Genomic DNA, 16808 nt, shown 5'->3' on the forward strand with positions numbered 1-16808 from the left:
CTGCTTTGCTTCATCGCACAGCTCCGTGATCAGCATGCCGAAAGACCGCTGATACCTTCATTCTCCTCCGCATCCCACCGCGGGCGTAAGGGTCTTATGGCCCTCCCTCCGCCGCCTTTCAGGCAGGATACGGACGCGGGGAGCGGCCCGATTCCTCCCGAGTAGACTGTGCCCGTCAGCGCTGTGGCAGTACCGACGAGAGGCACATGCATGGGCACCACCGAGGAAGGCCAGGCAATCTCCGCCGAAGATCTTGAGCTGCTGAGCCGGTACTGGGATGCGGCGAACTACCCGACCGTGGCCCAGATCTACCTCCAGGAGAACCCGCTGCTCCGGGAGCCGCTGGAGCCGGAGCACATCAAGCCGAGGCTGCTGGGGCACTGGGGAACGGGGCCGGGGCTGTCCCTGGTGTACGTGCACCTCAACAGGCTGATCAGGAGGACGTCCGCGGAGGTCCTGTTCGTCGCCGGCCCGGGACACGGCGGCCCGTCCGTGGTCGCGAACGTCTACCTCGAGGGCACCTACTCCGAGATATACCCGGAAGTCGGGCAGGACGTTGCCGGGCTGAGGCGGCTGGCACGGCAATTCTCGACGCCCGGCGGCGTGGGCAGCCATGTTGGCCCTGCCACTCCGGGATCCATCCATGAAGGCGGCGAACTGGGTTATTCGCTCATGCACGCCACGGGGGCAGTCATGGACAACCCCGGCCTGATAGCAGCCTGCGTGGTTGGCGACGGCGAGGCGGAAACCGGGCCGCTGGCAGCATCCTGGGCGGCGCCGTTCTTCCTCAACCCGGCGCGGGACGGCGCCGTCCTGCCGATTCTGCACCTCAACGGACACAAGATTTCAGGGCCCACGGTGCTCGGCCGCCGCTCCGACGAGGACGTGGAAGCCCTGCTGCGAGCGCACGGCTGGGACCCGGTAACGGTTTCCGGAGACCAGCCAGGTCCCGTCCACCGGGCGATGGCTTCGGCCCTGGACGGCGCGTATGCTGCCATCCGGCGAATCCAGGAGCAGGCCCGCAGCGGCGGCGTCGCGGAGGCTGCCCGCTGGCCCGCCATCATCCTGCGGACACCCAAGGGGTGGACCGGTCCGGAATACGTGGACGGCAGCCCGGTCGAGGGAACCTTCCGCTCCCACCAGGTGCCGCTCTCCGGCGTCAAGGACAATCCGGAGCACCTGGCGCTGCTTGAACAGTGGATGCGGTCCTATAAGCCAGAAACCCTTTTCGACGACGGCGGCCGGCTCGTGCCCGAACTGGCGGCCCTCGCGCCGGAGGGCCGGCTGCGGATGGGGGCGGCGCCCCCGGCCAACGGCCGTCCGTCCGTCCCGCTGGTCATCCCTGACCTCGGCAAGTATGCCGCCCACCCCGGCGAGCGCGGCTCCACCAGCAGCGAGACCACCAAACCGCTGGGTGAACTGTTCCGGGACCTGTACGGCAACACGGCGGACAACCCCAGGTTCCGGCTTTTCTGCCCGGACGAGACCAACAGCAACCGGCTGGGCGCCGTGTTCGAGTCCACCGACCGGTGCCTCCTCCTCCCGCCGCGCGCCGGTGACGCGGCGGATGATCATGTCTCGGCAGGCGGCAGGGTCATGGAGGTGCTCTCCGAGCATCTGTGCCAGGGGTGGCTGGAGGGCTACCTGCTGACCGGAAGGCACGGCTTCTTCGCCAGCTACGAGGCGTTCGCGATGGTCAGTGCGTCCATGACCGTCCAGCACGCCAAGTGGCTGCAGCACGCCCGCGAGCTCGAATGGCGCTCCCCCGTTCCGAGCCTGAACATCCTGCTGACGTCGACGTGCTGGCGAAATGACCACAACGGGTTCAGCCATCAGGGCCCGGGACTGATCGACACCGTGCTTTCCCTCTCGGGTGAAGTGACCAGGATCTACCTTCCGCCGGATACCAACACACTGCTGGTGGCGGCGGAGCATGCCCTGCACAGCACGGACTACGTCAACCTCGTGGTGGTGGACAAGCAGCCCCATCCCCAGTACCTCACCCTCGAGGAAGCGCGTGACCATGCCGAAGCAGGGGCATCCCGCTGGGCCTGGGCCGGGAATGAGGACTCGGACGGCACCGCCGACCCGGATGTCGTGCTGGCCTGTGCCGGGGACATCCCCACCGAAGAGTCGCTGGCGGCCGCGTGGCTCCTGCAGCGCCACGTCCCCGACGCCCGGGTGCGCGTGGTCAACGTCATGGACGCCATGGTCCTTCCGCCCAGGGACACGCACCCGCACGGTCTCGACGACGGGACGTTCAGGTCGCTGTTCACGGACAGCTGCGATGTGGTTGTGGCGTGGCACGGCTACGCCCGCTCGTTCCACCAGCTGCTGCACGGCCGACCGAACCCGGAGCGGTTCCACGTCCGCGGGTACAGCCAGCAGGGAACCACCACCACGCCGTTCGACATGGTGGTGCTCAACCGCATGAGCCGCTACCACCTGGCATTGGAGGCGCTCCGGCGGATGCCGCGGCAACTTCCCGGCGCGGAAGCGCTCGCGGACCATTGCAACCGTCAGCTGGACGCCCACGCCGAATACATCCGCGAGCACTTCGAGGACCTTCCCGAGATCCGTGAGTGGGTCTGGACTCCCCCGGGCTAGGCTGGCGGGGGTCACTGCGGGGACTGCCGCGATTCACATCGCCCCCGGACCTGCCCCCAGCATCCGGGCCACCTTCTCCTCGAGCGCGGCCCGCGTCGCTTCGGGCAGGACTATCAGGCCCTCGAGCTCGTGCCGGGCGCGTTTGTAGGCTGTCTGCCGTTCGGCGGGGGTGGCTGCCTCATCTTCGGCGATCCGCAGCAGCTTCCGCGCCGTTGCCAGCTTCTGGCGTTCGTCAGCCGAGAAGTTGCTGTCCCGGATGCGCCGGGCTTCCCGCTCGGCGACGTCGAAGGCGACCTCGAAATTGCGCACGCCGGCCCGGTATTCGTCGAGGCGCGTCCTGCTGCCCATGCCGGCGGGACCTGCCGGCCGCAGCCCGTCAGCTTCACGCTTGGCGCGCAGAAACGCCACCGTGAGGGGCTCCCGGACATCCGTCATGACCGGAAAGTCGATGAGCTTGCCCACGTCGAGCTCGTAGTCCAGCCAGCGCCGGTTCACGTCATCGTGGGCTGCCAGCAGTGCCGCAACCTCGGCTTCGCCCGCCTGCTCGACAGAGAGCGCCTGGTTCCGGAGCCGGTAAAGCTCTACCCTGCGCTGGTGCCGCCGTTCGCTGGCGTTCGACCACGCCTTGCTCCAGCCGCCAACAATTCCGCTCAGCGGGAAAATGAGCCACCAGAAGTGGCCTACGAAGTCGAGAATGGGCTGCACCCGTCCATAGTCGCACCGCCGTGCACGCACCTCAAGGGCGCGGCGACCATGCCAAGGCGGCGACGGCCCGGGCACGGTGTCCGTGCCCGGGCCGTCTATTTCATCGCTAGGAAGCCGGTGCTTCTTGTCCACCCTGGGCGTTGACGTTGACCAGCCACGGAACGCCGAATTTGTCGGTGCACATGCCGAAGATGTCGCCCCACGGCGCCTTTTCCATCGGGACGGTGACCGTGCCGCCGTCGCCGGACAGCTTGTCGTAGTAGCCGCGCAACTCTGCCTCGTCCTCACCACTGAGCGACACGGAAATGGTGTTTCCGGGTGTGTAGTCCATGGAATTGGGCGTATCCGAGCCCATGAGGACGAAGCCCTTATCCGCGGTCAGCATGCCGTGCATGATCTTGTCAGCCTCGGCGGGGTCCTCGCTGGCATGAAAGTCACCAAACGTGCTGAGATTCAGCTGGCCGCCGAAAACGGACTGGTAGAAGTTCAACGCCTCGCGGGCGTTGTCCCGGAAGCCGAGGTACGGATTAAGCAGAGTGGACACGGTCGGTTCTCCTTACGTGGCTGAATTAGTGCGGCCGAACTGGCGGGAATGAACCAGCGCGGCGGCACAGAAACACTACACATGTTGCCCCAAACCGGCTCGTCTTCATAGGGGTTCGCACCGGTTGCCCGGCAGGGTCAGGGCTGGAAACGGTAGCCGATGCCAGCCTCCGTCAGCAGGTGCCGGGGATTGCCTGTGTCCGCTTCAAGTTTGCGGCGGAGCTGCGCGATGTAGACCCGCAGGTAGTTGGCTTCCTTCGCGTAGGCGGGCCCCCAGACGCTCGACAGGATCTGCTGCTGCGTGATGAGCTTTCCGGGGTTGCGGACCAGGAGTTCCAGGATGCTCCATTCCGTGGGGGTCAGCCTCACGGACTCCCCGTTCCGGGTAACCACGCGCTGGCCGAGGTCCACGGTGAACTCGGCCGTGGTGACCGTGGGTACTTCCTCGGCATCCGGAGCACGCCGCAGGAGCGCACGGAGCCGGGCCAGGAGTTCCTCCAGGCCGAACGGCTTGGTGATGTAGTCATCCGCCCCGGCATCCAGGGCGTCGACCTTGTCGGCTGACCCGTGCCGGGCCGAGAGCACCAGCACGGGCGCACTGCTCCAGCGGCGGAGTTCCGTGAGCACGGCTGCGCCGTCCATGTCCGGCAGTCCCAGATCCAGGACCACCAGGCCGGGCGGGTTACGGGCGGCCGCCAGCAACGCCGAACGGCCATCCGGAGCGGTGTCCACACTGTACCCGTGGGCCTGCAGGGTGATCCGCAGGGCCTTCAGCAGGTGGGGATCATCGTCCACCACGAGAATGCCGGTCACGGGGCGGCCTGCGCAGGATGATCCGCGGCGCCGCCGGGCGTCGCAGCAGCGGGGAAATCCGATGAAGCGGAGCCGGCAGAGTCCGGGCCGGCGGAGATGCCGGTCGACAGCGGCAGCCGGATGACCATGGTAAGGCCGCCACCGGGAGTCTCCTGCGCCGTCAGGCTCCCGCCCATCGCGGCGACGAATCCCTTGGCAACCGCCAGGCCGAGGCCCACGCCGGTGGTCTGCGGAATATCGTCGAGGCGCTGGAACGGCCGGAACATCGCCACGACGTTGCTGGCCGGCACGCCGCCTCCGTGGTCAATGATCCTCAGCTCGCCGGCGGGATGACCGTCCAGGGTGGCCGTGCTGAGGCCTCCGGCGGCCCCCGCGACATTGATGTCGGACCCCGGCGCGTATTTGACGGCATTTTCAACGATGTTGGCGATAACACGTTCCAGCAGGCCCGGGTCGGCGTCCACGGCGGGCATGTTGGGCGGCAGGTCCACCTGGACGGCTCCGGAGGGCAGGCCGCGCAGGGCCGGAGGAACCACCTCAAACCACCGGACCGGCCTGAGCAGCGGCCGGACTGAATCGGCGGTAATCCGCGACATGTCCAGGAGGTTCCCTACGAGCATGTCGAGTCTGTCGGTGCATTCATCGATGGTTTCCAGCAGCTCCTGTTGTTCGCCGGGCGTGTACGTGACTGCCGTCTGCAGGAGACCACCCACGGCCAGCTTGATTCCCGCCAACGGCGTACGCAGGTCATGGGACACCGCCCGCAGAATGGCTGTGCGCATCGTGTTCCCTTCGGCAAGCCGCAGTACCTCCAGCCGGCTGGCGGCCAGCTGCTGGCGCTCCAGTTGGGCCATCACGTGCACCGCGAAGGCACCCAGCAGCCTGCTTTCCGCGGCCGGCACCGTGCGGCCGCAGAGCACCAGCCAGGTGGCGCCGTCGATCGGTTCCACCGTGTGGCCGGCGAATTCCCGGCCTTCGCGCTCCCGTTCTGTCAGTTCCCCGGCGCTCGCAAGCAACCTAATCTCGTGGGCCTCGCCGTCGCCCGGATTCCCGCGGTGGCTGTCGGCAAGGCGGCCGCCGGCACCTGGCCCGGCTGCGGCGGCAAACCCGCCCGCTCCGGTGAAAACCGCCGCGGCGCGCGCCCCGAAGACGTCCAGTGCCTGCTCCAGCAGGCTGGCCACGGTGTCCTCCGAACGGGTCGCCCCGCGGGTGAGGTCGCCCAGCGTTGCGGCTTCGGCCCGGGCGCGGGCGGCCTCCTTGGAGCGGCGGGCGGACCGGTCCACGACGCCGGCGACTGCCACGGACACTCCGACGAACACGCCCAGGGAGAGCAGGTCCTGGGGGTCGTGGATGGCGAGGTCGCCCAGGGGCGGCGTCGAGAAGTAATTGACGAGCAGGCTGCTCCAGAGCGCGCCGGCGACAGCCGGCCACAGCCCGCCGACCAGGGCGATGGCCACGGCGCCGGCAAGCTGGAGCAGGACGGCGGTGGCCACGCTGTGATCGAAGGAAGCCAGCAGCAGCTGCATGAGGACGGGAACCGCGGCCGCGAGGGCGAACCCGACGCCCACGCGGACCCGGCCGAGATCGCGTTGCCTTGTTCTGCCTGTGCCGCGGCCGGCCTGGGGATGGGGCACCACCTGCACATCGATGTCGCCGGATCCCCGGACAATCCGGGACTCCGCGCCGCCGCCGGACGCGAGCGCGGCGATCCGCCTGCTGCGGGACTGGCCGATGACGATCCGGGTGGCGCCGACGTTCGCGGCAAAATCGAGGAGTGCGCGGGCCGGATCCGGCGCCGCGACGGTATGGTAGCTGCCGCCCAGCTCCACAATGAGACGGCGCTGGGCTTCGAGGGCCTGGGGCGATTCGCCGGAGACGCCGACGGAGGAACGGATGTGCACCGCGATCAGCTCCCCGTCTCCGGAGGCGCCAAGGATCCTGGCCGCACGGCGGATCAGGATCTCCCCCTCGCCGCCACCGGCCAAGCCAATGACAATCCGTTCCCGTGCCATGACGCCATTCTTTCACCAGTGCGTGTTCGTTTGCCCCTGTGGTCCAGCCGATTGGAGGCGGACGCTATGGGGTGCCTCACACCGGCGTTAAGGATCCGTCAAGATGCGGCGCAAAGCGGCTGAGCCCCGAAGGTCCGGTGCTAGGTTCGGCTGTGCCCGCGGCGCCGTGCTGCGTGCTGAAAGGCCATATGACAACCATGACCCGTCCGCCCGCGGACCCCTCGGCGCTCCGGCCCAACCGGCAGGAACGGCTCAAAAGCTGGCTGCTCCTGGGCCTGCAGGACAGCAAGGGATCACACCAGGGGCCCGGCGGACTGGCGGCGGCCCACGAGCGCAGGCACCCGTGGTGGCAGGTCATGTGCCTGACCGGGGTGGATTACTTTTCCACGCTCGGTTATCAGCCCGCCATTGCTGCGCTCGCGGCCGGGGTCATTTCTCCGCTCGCCACCCTTGTACTGGTGGCCATCACGCTGTGCGGAGCATTGCCCGTGTACCGCCGGGTTGCCGGCGAGAGCTCCCACGGCGAGGGATCCATCGCCATGCTCGAGCGGCTGCTGCCGCGGTGGGGCGGCAAACTCTTCGTCCTGGTGCTGCTTGGCTTCGCGGCGACGGACTTCATGATCACGATGACCCTGTCCGCCGCGGATGCAACAGCGCACCTGGTCCAGAACCCGTATTCCCCCGATTGGCTGCAGGGCCAGGAAGTCCTGGTGACGCTCGTCCTGCTGGCCCTGCTCGCCGCGGTGTTCCTCCGGGGGTTCAAGGAAGCGATCGGCATCGCCGTCGTGCTCGTAGCCGTCTACCTGGGCCTGAACGTCATCGTGGTGGCAAGGTCCGCCGTCGAAACCCTGACGCATCCTGCCGCCGTCGGCGACTGGTGGCAGGCCCTGGCCACCTCCCACGGGAATCTGGTCCTTGCAGTGGGCATCGCCCTGCTGGTGTTCCCCAAGCTGGCGCTCGGTCTGTCCGGCTTTGAAACGGGGGTAGCGGTCATGCCGCAGATCCGCGGCCACGTGAGCGACACCCGGGAGAACCCTGCGGGCCGCATCCAGGGAACGCGCCGCATGCTGACCACGGCGGCGCTGATCATGAGCGCCTTCCTGATCGCCAGCAGCTTCGTCACCGTGATCCTCATTCCCGGCCACGAATTCGAGCCCGGCGGGCAGGCCAACGGCCGCGCCCTGGCCTTTCTGGCCCACGAGTACCTCGGGGCAGGATTCGGAACTGTGTACGACGTCAGCACCATTGCGATCCTCTGGTTCGCCGGGGCATCGGCGATGGCCGGCCTGCTCAACCTCGTCCCGAAGTACCTCCCCCGCTACGGGATGGCACCGGAATGGGCCAAGGCCGTCCGGCCGCTGGTGCTGGTGTTCGCCGTGATCGCCTTCCTGGTCACCATCCTCTTTGAGGCCGACGTCGATGCCCAGGGCGGCGCGTACGCCACCGGCGTCCTGGTGCTGATGACCTCCGCGGCCGTTGCCGTGGCGCTCTCGGCCCGCCGCCGTCAGCAGCGGAAACGGACGTTCGGGTTCGGCCTGATCGCCGTCGTGTTCATCTACACCACCGTCGTGAACATTGTGGAGCGGCCCGAAGGGATCCGGATCGCCGGGTTCTTCATCATGGGCATCATTGTCATCTCGCTGCTGTCCAGGATCGGGCGGTCCTTCGAGCTCCACGCCACCCATGTCCGTCTGGACAGGGCCGCCCTCGAATTCGTGGCGGCAGACGAGAACGGCCCCATCGGCATCATCGCCCACGAGCCCCGGAGGCTGACCGCCGACGCGTACCGGCAGAAACTGACGTCTGCGATAGAGGTCAGCCACCTGCCCGTCGACTATGAGGCGCTGTTCCTGGAAGTGGTTGTGGATGATTCCTCGGACTTCGAGACCGACCTGCAGGTGCGCGGAGTGGTCCGGCACGGCTACCGCGTGCTGGAAGTCCACGGGCCGGTCGTGCCGAACACCATCGCCTCGGTGCTCCTTCACATCCGGGACGTCACCGGGCTGATGCCGCACATCTACTTCCGCTGGACGGAGGGAAATCCCGTGATGAACCTGCTGCGGTTCCTGTTCCTGGGCGAAGGCGAGATTGCGCCGGTCACGCGCGAGGTGCTGCGCGAGGCCGAGCCGGACGTCGCGAAGCGCCCCTGGGTGCACGTGGGGTGAGTGCGGCAACCTCCGCCGGGCCGTAGGCTCTAGCCATGGCGAGATACTTTGATGTTCACCCCGAGGACCCCCAGCCGCGCGCGATTTCCCAGATCGTGGATCTCCTTCATTCGGGCGGCCTGATCGCGTACCCCACGGACTCCTGCTACGCCCTCGGCGCGCAGCTGGGCAACAAGGAGGCGCTGGACCGGATCCGCACCATCCGCCAGCTGGACAGCAAGCACCATTTCACGCTGGTCTGCCGGGACTTCGCCCAGCTGGGCCAGTTCGTGAACATCGGCAATGACGTGTTCCGCAGCATCAAATCCGTGACGCCGGGCAGCTACACGTTCATCCTGCCGGCCACCAAGGAGGTGCCCCGCCGCCTCTTGCACCCGAAGAAGAAAACCGTGGGCGTGCGCATCCCGGACCACAACTTCGTGCAGGCCCTCCTGGCCGAGCTGGGCGAACCGCTGCTGTCCAGCACGCTGCTGCTGCCGGACGAGGAGGATCCGCTCACGCAGGGGTGGGAAATCAAGGAGCGGCTTGACCACGTGGTGGACGCCGTGGTCGATTCCGGCGATTGCGGGGCGGAGCCGACCACCGTCGTCGACTTCTCCAGCGGCGTCGCCGAGGTGGTACGCCGGGGAACCGGCGATCCGTCGCGTTTTGAATAGGGCGGTCGTTTCCGGCGACTGCTTCGGCCGGGCCATCCGCCACACCGGGCCGGAGACTGCGTAATACTGGTTGGCGTCGGCGGGCGGCCTTTACACTGTAATCCACGCTGGGACCCAGACCCTTCCGTGGAAGCAGGACAGCATGGCAATGACGCCGCAGGGACTCTGCACCACTGTTCCGCCCGTGACAGGGCTGGTGCGACAACGGCTGATTCATGCAATTCTTGGGCCCGCGGAAGCACGGCTCGGGCTTGTCATCGCTCCCCCGGGTACGGGAAAAACGACCCTCCTCGCGCACTGGGCCGCCCAGGAACGCGCAACGGTTATCTGGTACCGGGCCAAATCCCATGACGTCAGGCCCGGCCAGATGCTGGCCAGATTCGCGACAGCACTGGCAACCGCTGTCGGCGATGAACGTGCGCGCTCCGTCCCCGAGCTCGCCATAATGGCAGACCGGTTGAAAAGCCCCCTCTACTTTGTGGTAGATGACCTTCAGGAGTTAGCCAACACGTCCGCGGAGTCGGAACTGGAGCAGTTGCTTTCCCTCGGTTCTCCGCAGTTGCACTTCCTCGTAGGCAGCCAGCGGCCCCCCTCCTTCAACCTCGCCCGCTCTGAGCTTCCGGCCTACGTCACTGTGAACGGGGACGACTTGCGCTTCCGGGCGCCTGAGGTGGAGCAGCTGTTCCGAATCACCTACAAACAGCCGCTTAGCGCGGCCGGTGTTTTCAATCTGACAGACCGGACAGACGGCTGGGCGGCCGCCCTCCACCTGTTCCACGTCGCCACGAAAAGCCGTTCTTCGGTTGAACGGCGCCGGGCCGCAGAATCCCTCGGTCCGGCATCACGCTATGCCAAGGACTACCTGACCCGCTATTTCCTGGCCGGCATCTCCCAGGGCATGGAAAGGTTACTTCGCGACACGTGCCTCCTGGAGCTGCTCACAGCGTCCCGTTGTGATTCGATCCTCGGAACTCGGGACAGCACACTGATCCTTCACGAGCTGGAACAGCTCGGAATAGTGGTCAGCGACGACGGCGGAACATCGTTTCGACTGCCGGAAGTACTGCGCCAGCACCTGATTGCCGCTCTCGGCGACGCCCGGCAGGAGTTGCCCGTGGACATCCGGCGTCGCACAGCAGCGGTCCTGGAGCAGGACGGAGAGTACGGTGCAGCACTGCGGGCGCTGGCCGACGGCCAGGACTGGGGACACGTGCGGGAAATGTTGGTCCGCGCAGGGCAGCGGGCGTACCGTCCCGGCACGTGCCGGTGGGCGGCAACAGCCCCGGAAGCCTTGATCCGGCAGGATGCCCTTTTTGCCTTGGCCGCGGCGCGGCATTTGCTGGATGACGGATGCGCGGCCGCTGCCTACAGAACCGCGGCCCAAATTCCCAGACTAACCCGCGATGCGGAACTGCTCAGGACAGCCCGGAACCTGCAGCTCACGGCGGCCGTCTGGGCTGGCGACGCGCCGGCAACGGGGCCGGGCCCGGCGGGTGTCCTCCGGGCCGCCAGCCACGGCAGCCCGGGGTCAGTCGCTCGGGCCCTGCACAATCACCGCCGGGCGCAGGACGGTCTTGCCAAAGGCCTTTCGCTCCTGCTCGCAGGTGATCAACGCGGCGCGCTCCCGTTTCTGAGACGCTGTGCAGAGCGCCCGGACGATGAAACGCTGGCAGGGCTTGCCGCACAACTTGCGCTGGCAGTTGTCGGCCCTGAATCGTCAACGTTGGGATTCAGCGGGCCTGCTGACGACGTCGACGCCGTTCAACGACAGGCCGAACGACTCGGGTTCACCTGGCTTGCCCGCCTGGCACAGGGCGTCCAGGCGGCGCAATTTGGGAAGGCCGGCAGTCAGGATGCCGTGCAATCGGCGGTGGAAAATTGCGAGCTGCGCGGCGACGAGTGGGGCGCTGCACTCATCGCCGCCGCCGCCGCACTCATGCGGCTGCGCTCGGGACGGTCCGACTACAGCGCCTTCGAATCCCTCGCCGTGCGGTTCCGCCGGCTGGACGCTGGGGCTCTTGAAGCCTGGGCCCAGTCGGCTCAGGCGCTGGTCGGCGCAGCTCAGGACCTGCCAGGGGCGGCCGACGACGCGCTGGCCGCAGAATCCTTTGCCCGGACTGCGGGCGTTCCGGGGGCACTCGCCGTCGCATACGCCGCCCTGGCCCAAGTCCGGCCGGAGCACGCCGCGGAGATCATGCAGGTCGCTGCCGAAACCGCCAGGTCGGCCGGTTTCGTTTGCCGTCCGTGGACGTGGACCGGTGCTGCATCAAGGAGTGAACCGCCAGCCCTCCCGGACATTCACGCTGTAGGCCCGCCCGTGACGAGCCAGCTTGTTGCCGTTTCCGGCGTGGCGGCCCTGCCGGCCCTCGACGTCCGGTGTTTCGGCGGATTTTCGGTCCGAGCCAACGCAATCAGCGTTGACCTGTCGAAGGTGCGCCCCCAAGCACGCACTGTATTGCGCATCCTCGCCCTCCATGCAGGACGCCCGGTGCACCGAGACCGACTCGCCGGGGAACTATGGGCGGACCTCGACAGTCCGTCGGCCCTGCACAATCTCCAGGTCAGCGTCTCGAATCTTCGTCGGGCCCTTCAGCCTGACGGACCGGTGGAAAGCCGCCAGCTCATCAGGCGACAGGGCGAGGCGTATGCCTTGGTTCTCGACGGCGGATCAACCTTTGATCTCTCCGAGTTTGACCGGGCGGTTCACGATGCGTCCATAGCTAGATCCATAGGGGATCGTGACGAAGCAGCGGTGAAGCTTAGGCGGGCCGTCGAACTGTATGCAGGCGAAGTTCTGCCTGAGGACGGTCCTGCAGAGTGGGTGACGGACACACGCGAACGGTACCGGCTCCGGGCAGCGGAGGCAGCTGCCTCGCTGGCAAATCTTGAGCTCTCGTTGGGTGACGCCGCCGCAGCAGCCGCTGCGGCCACGAGAAGTGTTGAAATCGACCCGTGGCGGGACGAGTCCTGGCGGACTCTCATCGGGATCTACCGCTCTTCCGGCGATCCGGCTGCAGCGGAGCACGCAGAGCGGCGGTACCGCGGCATGTTAAGCGCGTTGGGAGTGCCGCCCAACCTGGGACTCCGCCCGCGGTCCTGACCGCTGTTACCGCCCGGAAAACTGCACTCCGGCAATGGACACGGTCTTGGCCGCAGGGCTGCTCGGCTCCATGATAGTCAGCTTCACATCTCTTACGTTGTCGGCTCCCACGTAGAAACCATGCCGTTTTCCGTCATTAACCACTTCCACCACGGGGAAAATATCTTGATAGGTAGTTTCTTTCCTAGCACCTTCATGGCGCACGGAGATGAGGACTTTCGACGGCCGCTGTTCCTCGCGTGAAGGCGGTGGTTCCGAAGACAGTCCGGTGATGAACACGTAGACCAGCCGAGTGGGGCCTGCGAATGTAGCCTCAAGGTAGTTCTCACGCTCGCCGTCTTTGAGATTTGCGGCCCATGACGTGTTTGAGAACTTGTCGTTAGCGAGCTTGGGCTCACGCCCGTCAATGGAATCCGGTGCCGTCATTTCCAGGTCGCGAACATGATGGTCGAGAAGTTCGTCCAATACCCGCTGAGGCGCACCTCCAATCGAGTCGCTGTTGGCGTATGCCCCGCCGCCCAACAACCCCAGCACCGCAACCAAAGCCGCGGATCGCGTCGGGAAACGCCTTGACTTCCATCTGGGCCGGGTGCCTGCCGGTAGCGCTTTCCCCTCCGGCTGCCCAAACAGCCGCCTCCACCATGACGGTCGCCGAGCGTCCAAAGCCTCCGGGACACGGTCCACTGCGAGGCTGGCTGCACACCGCCGGCAGAAATTTCGATCAGACCGGTTGCCGGTGCCGCACGTTGCGCAGATGAGCTCGCCGGCGGCAGTGGAAGGCTCACGGTCCGTAGAAATTACTCGCGGGGCGCTGGCGATTCGTTGGCCAGGCTTCACGGCGGCCGGCTCGACGCCAATCACGGTGACCGGGTCACGAATGACGGCCACGGGCTCACCCTTTGCCTTCCCATGACCTACGGGTTCCGGTCTGAATCCTTGCCCGGACCCGCCGCGTGCGTTGCCTGCCCGGACCGTGCCGCTCCGGCCGGGGTTTTCATTGCCGGCGGCGGCACTCCTTCTCCCGTGTGGCGTTCCCGGCCGAGGTTCGCCCGCCGTCCGTACCGGAGGCACGGTTATCTGGGGCAGCTCCGCCGTGTCCGGCGGTGCCTTCGGCCCGGGTCCGGCCGTGTCAGCTTGTGGTCTATCGACGGCGCCAGCCGGTGGTCTCTGCCATTCGAGGTAGGCGCCGCAGTTGGTGCAGAAATTCTCGCCGTCGTCGTTGCGCGCACTGCAATCTCCGCAGATTAGCACCGCCTGCTCCTCAGGAATCGTCGGGGGAAGGAACAGCCGAGGTGAGGACCTCGACGGAGTGGGGAACGTGGGCTGGCTTCACAGAGCTAATGACGCCCTCCAGCCGTGTCAGGCTGACTGCCTCGACGGTGGCGGCGTACACGGTGACATGCAGCTTTGCAGGGGTCTGACCAGGCAGCTCCGCGCCCGGTGATTGGGACCAGGCGGCGCCACCGCTATCCTCAATCCGCACGTCCCGGACACCGCCGACGGCAAGTCGCACAGCATCGGCCACGCCCGGGACCGTGCCGCGGCGCCGGTGAATTGTTGCTGCGTGGGCAATCACGTCCCGCCGCTGAGCCGTTGACCAGGAATCATTCACCCGCACGCCAACCCAGTCGGCCAGCCAGTCCAGGAAATCCTCGGGGGCCAAGCGCGGATCCAGATAACACGCCAGGCCGTCCAAGGTAGTGAACACGGGGGCAAGGGCGTCGTCGAAGGCCAGCAGGAAGCGATGGAGGAAGGCGTCCTCTTGCAGGACCGCCGGAAGGCGGGTGGCCAACGGAACGGCACTGCCCAGCCCGTCCACCATGCCGCGCATCTCAGGCCCCTTCCGAAACGCGGACCTGGTGATCGAACGAAAAGACCAGCGCGTTCCGGTTCACGTCGATGCGCTGCTGCGGTTCGCCCCGCTTCCCCGTCAGCGGATCAGCGGCGAAAACGCGGACATCGTCGACGATCTCGGTCCCGGCCAGGCCCTGAAGGACGGCGTGCACTTCGCCGGCATGCACGGGACGGCCGAACGGCCACCCTTCGCCGTCGGGACCGCCCCTGATCGGGTCGAAGTAGCTGTACAGCGCCCGCAGGGCGTCTGCACGCAGACGCCCCGGTGAGACCCGTGGACGGGCTGTCAGCTGCGCGACGACGGTCACGCCGCGGTAGAACGGCGGTTCCACCAGCACCCGCGCCCCGACGGGTCGGCGCTCGTCCAGGTAGGCGGCAACCTCGGCGAGAGTCTCGGCATCCGGCACAAGGTCACTAAACGTCAGCCGGTTGTCCTTGTCCGGAACCGCCGCCGGAACCACCAGGATCCTTACGCCACCAGCCTCTTCGGGGGTAACTGCCGGAATGCACCGGACGCGGGCGATGTCCGGGGCAGCACGCTTCGCGAGCTGTTCGTAGTCCTCGGCGGTGATGGCCCGGTCGCGGGTGCGCAGCGCGAGGGGTCCGCGCTCCTTCGCCTGCTCAATGGTCTCCCCGGCAACCCCTCCGTGTGCGGCGCGACGGTTCTCCACAGTGTTGACGAAGGGAATGGAGGAGCGCAGCACGGACAGCGCCCGCGCGGCAAGGTTTCCCCGCGGGCCGCCGCCCGTTCTGTAGCTCGGGACACGTATCGGACTGCCGGCAGGCGGCACAGCCCCGTAGCTCCTGAGGGAACCGTCCGGCTCCCGCACTGCGGGGGGAAAACGCAGGATGCCTGACGTGCGGTCCAGCAGCACGACGCGGTCATCGGGAGCGGATCCGGCAAACGAGTCCACCTCGGTCCAGGTCTCCCAGCCGGAGCCTGCGGCGACCTCGACAATGAAGTCCTCACCGCCCGGCAGCACCGGACGGCGGCCCAGTTCGAAGGACTGCCCTGGAACACCTTCTGACATGCCCACGACTTCGTCGTAGATCGTCTCCGCGTGGATGGCGGGAACGGAACCGCCTATCGTAAAGGCGCTCGCAGAACTCACCGTCGGAGAAGCGCTGTAAGGCGGATAACCGGCAAGCGGCTCCACCACACGGCAGCGGAGCCAGCCTGCCCGCGCAGCGCCCTGAACAGATGGGGAATGGCGATGCGGCAAATGAATCACCACATCGCCTGGCCGGTTCAGGCCGCCTGTCCCGTCGCTGTCCAGATCGCACGATACCCAGGAGCTGCCGTCCCACGCCTCCCACACGAGCGGGGGGTTGCTCGGGTTAACGCCCACGCCCCGGACCTCGCACTCGAACCGGAGCACAACAGCGCATGAGGGAGCCGCGTCGTTCAAGCCCAGCAGCATCACGTCGCCAGGAACGGGCGGCGTCCCGAAGCAGGGGAAGCTGCCGTCGCCGTGCACTGCTTCCGTGCGCGGCACGGCGGCCCCGCCGCCCGCTTGCGTCATGACATGGGCCAGCCGGCGCGGGGGCACCGTCAGCTCACGGGTCGTCGCGAAAACGACTGCCTCTTCTTCCTCCGTGCGCCGCGTCGAAGCCTCGGTCCCTTTCGGGATGACGACGGCGTCCGGCTGCGGAGCGGACAACCTCATCAGGAGTTCGACGGACGCCGCCGTCGGAGGGTGAAGAGTGACCCCGAGGAGCTCGAGAAAGGCGACGTAAAGGCGGTCGGGTACGCGGTTCAGCCGGTAGAAGAGCTCGTCCACCATGAAGGCGAAGGTCTCAATGAGGGTTACGCCCGGATCGGAGACATTGTGGTCAGTCCACTCAGGGCAATAGTGCGCCACCATGCGCTTGGCGTCGTCCACCAGGTCCTGGAAGCGGCGGTCATCAAGATTGGGTGAAGGGAGCATTATGACGCGGCCTCCTCGCCGTTGCGCGGGATGACATAGAAGGGGAAAACAAGGTTGCGCGGATCGTTGGTGCCCCTGATGGTGTACTGCACGTCGATGAGGAGCACCCCCGCGTCCGCACCGTCGAAGTTGACGATCACGTTCTCAAGGGTGATTCGTGGCTCCCAGCGGTCCAGGGCCACGCGCACGGCGTAGGCGATGTCTCCGGCCGTTGCTGCGTCGGCGGGCGCGAAGACGTAATCGTGGACAGAGCAGCCGAACTCCGGCCGCATCGGCCGCTCTCCCGGGGAGGTTGCCAGGATGAGGTGGATGCTCTCCTCAATTTCGCGCTGATCGCGGACCAGCGCAATGCTGCCTGTCCGGTCGGTCCGCAGCGGGAATGCCCACCCGGCGCCGATGAACTCCTGTCCCACCTCGCTGCCTCC

12 protein-coding genes are annotated in these 16808 nt (G+C 67.1%); 4 read left to right on the forward strand and 8 right to left on the reverse strand.

All coding sequences use genetic code 11. The annotated features are described in order from the left end of the window. Nucleotides 1-210 precede the first annotated feature (210 nt). Nucleotides 211-2607 (forward strand): phosphoketolase, encoded by a 2397-nt coding sequence (locus tag J7I89_RS02850; RefSeq protein ID WP_214967108.1) that lies wholly within the window; start codon nucleotides 211-213, stop codon nucleotides 2605-2607. A gap of 33 nt (nucleotides 2608-2640) precedes the next feature. Here J7I89_RS02850 and J7I89_RS02855 read toward each other — a convergent pair whose 3' ends face one another. The 4 genes from J7I89_RS02855 to J7I89_RS02870 all read right to left on the reverse strand — a co-directional run bounded on the left by J7I89_RS02855 (nucleotide 2641) and on the right by J7I89_RS02870 (nucleotide 6680). Continuing rightward, complete coding sequence (locus J7I89_RS02855; protein WP_214967110.1) at nucleotides 2641-3312, reverse strand: hypothetical protein; 672 nt, start codon at nucleotides 3310-3312, stop codon at nucleotides 2641-2643. Between the two features lie 106 nt (nucleotides 3313-3418). Next, on the reverse strand, nucleotides 3419-3856 hold the full coding sequence (locus J7I89_RS02860) for a VOC family protein (RefSeq protein ID WP_214967112.1): 438 nt from the start codon (nucleotides 3854-3856) through the stop codon (nucleotides 3419-3421). 137 nt (nucleotides 3857-3993) lie between these two features. Further along, on the reverse strand, nucleotides 3994-4668 hold the full coding sequence (locus J7I89_RS02865) for a response regulator (protein ID WP_214967114.1): 675 nt from the start codon (nucleotides 4666-4668) through the stop codon (nucleotides 3994-3996). Further along, nucleotides 4665-6680, reverse strand: coding sequence for a DUF4118 domain-containing protein (locus J7I89_RS02870; protein ID WP_214967116.1), 2016 nt, complete (start codon nucleotides 6678-6680; stop codon nucleotides 4665-4667). Before J7I89_RS02870 ends, J7I89_RS02865 begins: the two co-directional genes overlap by 4 nt. Before the next feature lie 188 nt (nucleotides 6681-6868). Here J7I89_RS02870 and J7I89_RS02875 point away from each other — a divergent pair, with 188 nt between their 5' ends. From J7I89_RS02875 to J7I89_RS02885, 3 genes are all read left to right on the forward strand, one after another. After that, nucleotides 6869-8845 carry an amino acid transporter gene (locus J7I89_RS02875; RefSeq protein ID WP_214967117.1) on the forward strand — a complete coding sequence of 659 codons (1977 nt, stop codon included), beginning with the start codon at nucleotides 6869-6871 and terminating at the stop codon, nucleotides 8843-8845. Nucleotides 8846-8880: 35 nt separating this feature from the next. Beyond that, a complete protein-coding gene (locus J7I89_RS02880) occupies nucleotides 8881-9501 on the forward strand; it encodes an L-threonylcarbamoyladenylate synthase (protein ID WP_056626995.1) in 621 nt (206 codons plus the stop codon). 142 nt (nucleotides 9502-9643) lie between these two features. Then, complete coding sequence (locus J7I89_RS02885) at nucleotides 9644-12601, forward strand: BTAD domain-containing putative transcriptional regulator (protein WP_214967119.1); 2958 nt, start codon at nucleotides 9644-9646, stop codon at nucleotides 12599-12601. A gap of 6 nt (nucleotides 12602-12607) precedes the next feature. Here the strand turns inward: J7I89_RS02885 and J7I89_RS02890 are convergent, their stop codons facing one another. From J7I89_RS02890 to J7I89_RS02905, 4 genes are all read right to left on the reverse strand, one after another. After that, a complete protein-coding gene (locus J7I89_RS02890) occupies nucleotides 12608-13066 on the reverse strand; it encodes a hypothetical protein (RefSeq protein ID WP_214967120.1) in 459 nt (152 codons plus the stop codon). Between the two features lie 796 nt (nucleotides 13067-13862). After that, the gene (locus J7I89_RS02895; RefSeq protein ID WP_214967123.1) at nucleotides 13863-14432 is read right to left on the reverse strand and encodes a phage tail protein I; all 570 of its coding nucleotides are present in this window, start codon (nucleotides 14430-14432) and stop codon (nucleotides 13863-13865) included. A gap of 1 nt (nucleotide 14433) precedes the next feature. After that, on the reverse strand, nucleotides 14434-16383 hold the full coding sequence (locus J7I89_RS02900) for a putative baseplate assembly protein (RefSeq protein WP_214967126.1): 1950 nt from the start codon (nucleotides 16381-16383) through the stop codon (nucleotides 14434-14436). Next, nucleotides 16383-16796, reverse strand: coding sequence for a GPW/gp25 family protein (locus tag J7I89_RS02905; RefSeq protein WP_104139119.1), 414 nt, complete (start codon nucleotides 16794-16796; stop codon nucleotides 16383-16385). Before J7I89_RS02905 ends, J7I89_RS02900 begins: the two co-directional genes overlap by 1 nt. Between the last annotated feature and the right edge of the window lie 12 nt (nucleotides 16797-16808).

The organism is Arthrobacter sp. ISL-5, from assembly GCF_018613835.1.
Taxonomy (GTDB): Bacteria; Actinomycetota; Actinomycetes; order Actinomycetales; family Micrococcaceae; genus Arthrobacter.